Origin of the sequence: Peribacillus sp. NPDC058002 (assembly GCF_042886655.1) — a bacterium.
Taxonomy (GTDB): domain Bacteria; phylum Bacillota; class Bacilli; order Bacillales; family DSM-1321; genus Peribacillus; species Peribacillus aracenensis.
In genome coordinates this window covers 1-5,216 of sequence record NZ_JBHVQU010000240.1, presented here as the reverse complement: position 1 = coordinate 5,216, position 5,216 = coordinate 1, and the positions used below count along the sequence as shown (strand labels likewise).

General features: G+C 41.4%; 5 protein-coding genes. All 5 read left to right on the top strand.

Annotated elements, in window-relative coordinates:
• Nucleotides 1-24 precede the first annotated feature (24 nt).
• Nucleotides 25-501 (top strand): glutathione peroxidase, encoded by a 477-nt coding sequence (locus ACFVSH_RS22570; RefSeq protein WP_387707930.1) that lies wholly within the window; start codon nt 25-27, stop codon nt 499-501.
• Between the two features lie 136 nt (nt 502-637).
• Nucleotides 638-1,483 carry a DegV family protein gene (locus ACFVSH_RS22565; RefSeq protein WP_260288169.1) on the top strand — a complete coding sequence of 282 codons (846 nt, stop codon included), beginning with the start codon at nt 638-640 and terminating at the stop codon, nt 1,481-1,483.
• 54 nt (nt 1,484-1,537) lie between these two features.
• Nucleotides 1,538-2,182: an HD domain-containing protein gene (locus tag ACFVSH_RS22560; protein ID WP_387597250.1), complete on the top strand. Its 645-nt coding sequence runs from the start codon at nt 1,538-1,540 to the stop codon at nt 2,180-2,182.
• On the top strand, nt 2,179-4,056 hold the full coding sequence (locus tag ACFVSH_RS22555) for an ABC-F family ATP-binding cassette domain-containing protein (protein ID WP_387597247.1): 1,878 nt from the start codon (nt 2,179-2,181) through the stop codon (nt 4,054-4,056). Before ACFVSH_RS22560 ends, ACFVSH_RS22555 begins: the two co-directional genes overlap by 4 nt.
• 130 nt (nt 4,057-4,186) lie before the next feature.
• Nucleotides 4,187-5,216: conserved virulence factor C family protein (locus ACFVSH_RS22550; RefSeq protein ID WP_387707928.1), on the top strand; the 1,030-nt coding region annotated here is incomplete at its 3' end.

The following is a 5,216-nucleotide window of genomic DNA, read 5'->3' as shown; positions in this document are numbered from 1 at the left end:
TCATACTATAGGGAGTGATCATACATGTCCATTTACGAATTTGAAGTCAATAAAATCAATGGCGAAACCATCTCGCTTGAGGAATATAGAGGGAAGGTGATGATTATAGTGAATACCGCAAGCAAATGCGGTTTTTCGCCACAGTATGATGATTTGCAAAGCCTGTATGTGCAATATAAAGAGGATGGGGTTGTCGTGCTTGGTTTTCCTTGTAATCAGTTTTTTAATCAGGAGCCTGGTGATGATCTGGAAATCGATTCATACTGCAAATTGAATCGTGGCATAACATTCCCGATGTTTGCAAAAGTGAATGTCAATGGAAAGGAAGCCCATCCTTTATTCAGCTACCTGACTGAAAATGCTCCTGGAGTGATGGGGTCCAAATCTATAAAATGGAATTTTACAAAGTTCTTGATTGACCGTAATGGAAACATAGTGAGCCGGTATGCACCTAAAACAAAACCTCTGGAAATGGAAGAGGATATAAAAAAATTATTATGAAGAATGAAATTGAGTCCAACGGAAGTTCCAGTTGGGCTCTTTTTATGAAGTAAGATATTTATATCCATCCGTATTCAATTGGGGACAGATGGTTGGGATGTTGAATATAATAGAAGACACAACGAGGGGGGAAACCATGGAACGAATTGCATGGGTAACGGATAGTACGGGAACTTTGGACGAAGAATTATCATTGAATGAACATGTATACGTCGTTCCGATGGTCGTCATCATTGATGGGAAGGAATATGAAGATGGTGTCGACCTATTACCTGAGGAATTATACCGGCGGATGAGTGAGGAAAAAATTACAGCCACTACGTCACAGCCTTCGGTCGGCAGATTCCAAGAGTTATATATGGAGCTTGAAAAACGCTATGATCGAATCATAGCCGTACATCTTTCAAGTGAATTGAGCGGGACCGTTTCCGCGAGCAGGCAAGCTGCACAAATGGTTTCGATCCCTGTTGACGTTTTTGATACTTTACTTATTTCCTTTCCAATGCTATTAATCTTGAAAAGGCTCATGCATTATATGGATAATGGAGATTCCATCAATGAGGCTTTCGTTAAAACGAGAATGTATGCGGACAACCATGAAACCTATGTATTAATCGGTTCTTTAGATCAGCTGCATCGCAGCGGCAGGTTAACGAACGCACAGTATATTCTTGGAAACCTATTGAGCTTTAAGCCCATCATTTCAATCGAAAATGGTGTGCTTCATACTAAATCTAAACCTCGGAACCTTAAAAAAGCGGAAAAACAGATCTTCACTGATTTTCGCAGATCAGTCGAAGCAGGAAAAGTGAAAGAATGCACCATATTATATGGTGCAGTGTCTGAGCAGGCACAAAGATGGAAAAAGATGATTACACAAGAATTTCCTCATGTGTCGATCCATGTATCCCCTCTTGGCAGTGCCATCGGGGTGCATACCGGTGAACAGACGATTGGGATCAGTTGGTTCAATGAAGATTAAAGCACACCATTTTTTGAGAACCATGGTAAAATAGAAGGGACATGGAGTGGTGATATGAAACAAACGATGATTGAACTGACGGAGAAGTATGTATATGACCAATTGAATTCCGATGCCAGCGGCCATGATTGGTTCCATATCGATCGTGTTCGTAAGCTGGCTTTACATATTGCAAAAGAAGAACGAAAAGGAAATGAGTTTATCATTGAAATGGCTGCTTTGCTTCATGATATCCCGGATGATAAACTAAACCATGAAGCCGATGAAGGCTGGAAAAAGCTTGACGTTTGGTTTGATGAAATTAAGTTGGATATTGATAGTGTTGATGCCGTCAAACAGATCATCAATACTATTTCATATAGTGCAGGGCAGTTGAAGCTTCCTTCGATTGAGGCTGAAATTGTTCAGGATGCTGACCGCTTGGATGCAATTGGTGCCATTGGCATAGCCAGGACATTTGCATATGGCGGAAAAAAGGGACAACTTATGTATGATCCTTCATTGCCGATAAGGGAAAACATGACCAAGAAGGAATACAGGGGTGGCAAAAGCTCAACCATTCATCATTTTCATGAAAAATTATTGCGTTTGCAAGATATGCTCAATACTTGTACAGCCAAGAAGATTGCAAGTGAAAGGCATGAATATATGGTTGGGTTTTTAGAGGAATTTAATAAGGAATGGGATGTACGATTATGAAAGTTTTTAGCATGGAACATGTAATGAAAACCCAAGGGGAAAAGCTGCTTTTTAAAGATGTCTCTTTTTCCATTACCGAAGGGGAAAAAATCGGGATCGTTGGCATAAACGGCACCGGCAAATCGACATTATTGAATATCATCGCAGGCTTGGAAGACAGTGATTTAGGAACGAAGGATCATCCGAATGATTACACGATTTCCTATCTATCCCAAGATCCGCATTTTGATGAGAAATTGACGATCATGGAATATATGTATGAAAGTTCAACTCCTGTATTTTCGTTGATTAAGGAGTATGAAAAGACGCTCGTTCAACTACAGGTAGATCCACAGAATAGCGTAATTCAGGACCGTTTGTTAAAGCAGCAACAGGATATGGACACGCTTGGTGCCTGGGATACAAGTGCCAATGCCAGAACGATACTTACCAAACTTGGTCTTCCTGATCACTCAAGGAAATTGGGGGAACTGTCAGGTGGCCAAAAAAAACGTGCGGCGCTGGCAAAAACCTTGATTGAGACCCCTGATTTATTGATTTTGGATGAGCCGACGAACCATCTCGATTTTGAAAGCATCACTTGGCTTGAAGAATATTTGGGGAAATATCAAAAGTCCGTTTTATTTGTGACCCATGATCGATATTTCCTTGATCGCGTGTCCAATAAGATTTGGGAAATTGCCCAAACGCAGCTTTTCGAATACAAAGGAAATTATGCGGATTATTTAGAATCAAAGGCCATTCGTGAAGAGAACGAAACGGCTGAAAGATCGAAAAAGGAAAGTCTATTCAAAAAAGAACTGGCCTGGATCCGTAAAGGCGCAAAGGCACGTACAACGAAACAAAAGGCCAGGATCCAACGCTTCGAAACATTGGAATCAGGTGTAAAGGATAAGCAGAAAACCGAGAACCTGGAAATGGAATTAAGCGGTGCCCGCCTTGGGAAAAAGGTCCTCGAGATGCAGGATGTTTCTAAATCCTTCGGTGATAAAACCATCATCAACCATTTTTCCTTCCTCTTCAAACCGGGTGATCGAATTGGGATCGTCGGTAATAATGGCAGTGGAAAATCAACCTTGTTAAATATCCTGGCTGGACGGGAATCGATAGATGAAGGAAACCTGGAAAAAGGGCAAACCGTGAAAATAGGGTACTATACGCAAGAAAGCGTCGATATGGATGAGAATTTGCGCATGATCGAGTATATTCGGGAAACGGCAGATTCAATCGCCCTTAAAGATGGTAGTTTCATATCGGCTGCACAGATGCTTGAAAGGTTCTTGTTTCCAATGGGTTCTCATGGGACGCCTATTCGCAAGCTTTCCGGTGGGGAGAAAAGGCGTTTATATCTTCTTAACATTTTGATGTCGGCACCTAATGTCCTGCTTTTGGATGAACCGACGAATGATCTGGACACGCAAACCTTGACCGTTCTGGAGGATTATTTAGAAACGTTTTCAGGTGTAGTCATTACTGTTTCGCATGATAGGTATTTCCTGGATAAGACGTGCCATCAGCTTCTTGTTTTCAAGAATAAAGCTGAAATTGATTTCTATTACGGCAGTTATTCAGAGTTCTTGGAAGAAAAGACTGAAGAGGCCGTGCCGGTAAAAGCACCAGAACCTCAGATGAACCGGACCGAAAAGAAAAAGAAAAAACTAACTTATGCGGAAAGTAAGGAATGGGAAGAGATAGAAGGGAACATGGAAAGGGTCGAGTTGCGCCTGAAAGACATAACATCAGAAATGTCTGCAGCGGGAAGCGACTTTGAAAAAGTCCGCCTGCTACTTGAAGAAGAAAAGGAACTAACGGATAAATTAGACCATTTGATGGAAAGATGGACGTATTTAGCGGAAAAATTGGAAGAGGAATGAGCGGGATGACCGGTCCAAGGGAACAAACCTGGACCGGTCTTTTTTTGGCCAATCTCAATTGCATGAGAATCTGTTGCCGATGTGATAATATCTAGTACATGGAAACGTCTTGTTAAAGGAGAGAAATGCATTGAAAATTAAGTCTATAGAACCTACACCAAGTCCGAATACAATGAAAATCAATTTAACTGAAGAGCTATTAGCTGGTAAAAGCAATAATTATAAGAAAGATCAAGCTGACCAAGCACCCCAGCTGATTAGAGATTTATTTACGATCGAGGGAGTGAAAGGGGTATATCATGTTGCGGACTTCTTAGCCGTTGAGCGAAATGCGAAATATGATTGGAAAGATATCTTGGTCCAAATCCGTCAGGTTTTCGGGGAAAAAACCGAAGAACAAAATCAACAAACGGCATTAAATGAACATTACGGTGAAGTAACAGTTGCCATTCAACAATTCAAGGGCATTCCGATGCAAATTAAAGCAAGTGATAGCCAACACGAAAAACGTTTTGCCTTACCGGATTATTTCTTAAAGGGCATTTCAGCGGCTCAAAAAGAAGATGACAATGTAGTCCTGCTTCGAAAATGGAAGGATTATGGCGTAAGATATGGTGATATGGAAGATATCGTGAAGGAAGTATCCGATGAGTTGATTGCAGCTTACCCGGAAGAACGAATTAATCGGCTGGTAGCCGCTGCAAAAGAACGGGTGGATGCGAAGGAAGCAATTTTGAAACGACCAAAAATTAAACTGACTGCAGAAATGCTGAATGACGAAAGCTGGGAAAAGCGATACCAGGCTTTAGAACAAATGGAAGATCCAACGGTTGATGATATACCCGTATTGGACATGGCACTCTCTGATGGCAAGGTCTCAATTCGACGGCTCGCGGTAGTATACTTGGGTATGATCGAAGATAGAAAAGTGCTTCCGAGCTTGTATAAAGCCTTGAAAGATAAAAGTGCAGCCGTAAGACGTACGGCTGGGGATTGTTTATCCGATCTTGGCTTTGAAGAAGCGATGGGAGAAATGTCTCAATCACTTTCGGATAAAAATAAATTGGTTAGATGGAGGGCGGCGATGTTTTTATATGAAGTGGGAAATGAAACGACCCTCCCTTATCTTAAGCAAGCGGAACAGGACCCTGAATTCGAAG

Bases quoted from the DNA above. Each gene is read 5' to 3' on its own strand.
- ACFVSH_RS22570 (WP_387707930.1), top strand. From the start codon at position 25: ATGTCCATTTACGAATTTGAAGTCAATAAAATCAATGGCGAAACCATC.
- ACFVSH_RS22565 (WP_260288169.1), top strand. From the start codon at position 638: ATGGAACGAATTGCATGGGTAACGGATAGTACGGGAACTTTGGACGAA.
- ACFVSH_RS22560 (WP_387597250.1), top strand. From the start codon at position 1,538: ATGAAACAAACGATGATTGAACTGACGGAGAAGTATGTATATGACCAA.
- ACFVSH_RS22555 (WP_387597247.1), top strand. From the start codon at position 2,179: ATGAAAGTTTTTAGCATGGAACATGTAATGAAAACCCAAGGGGAAAAG.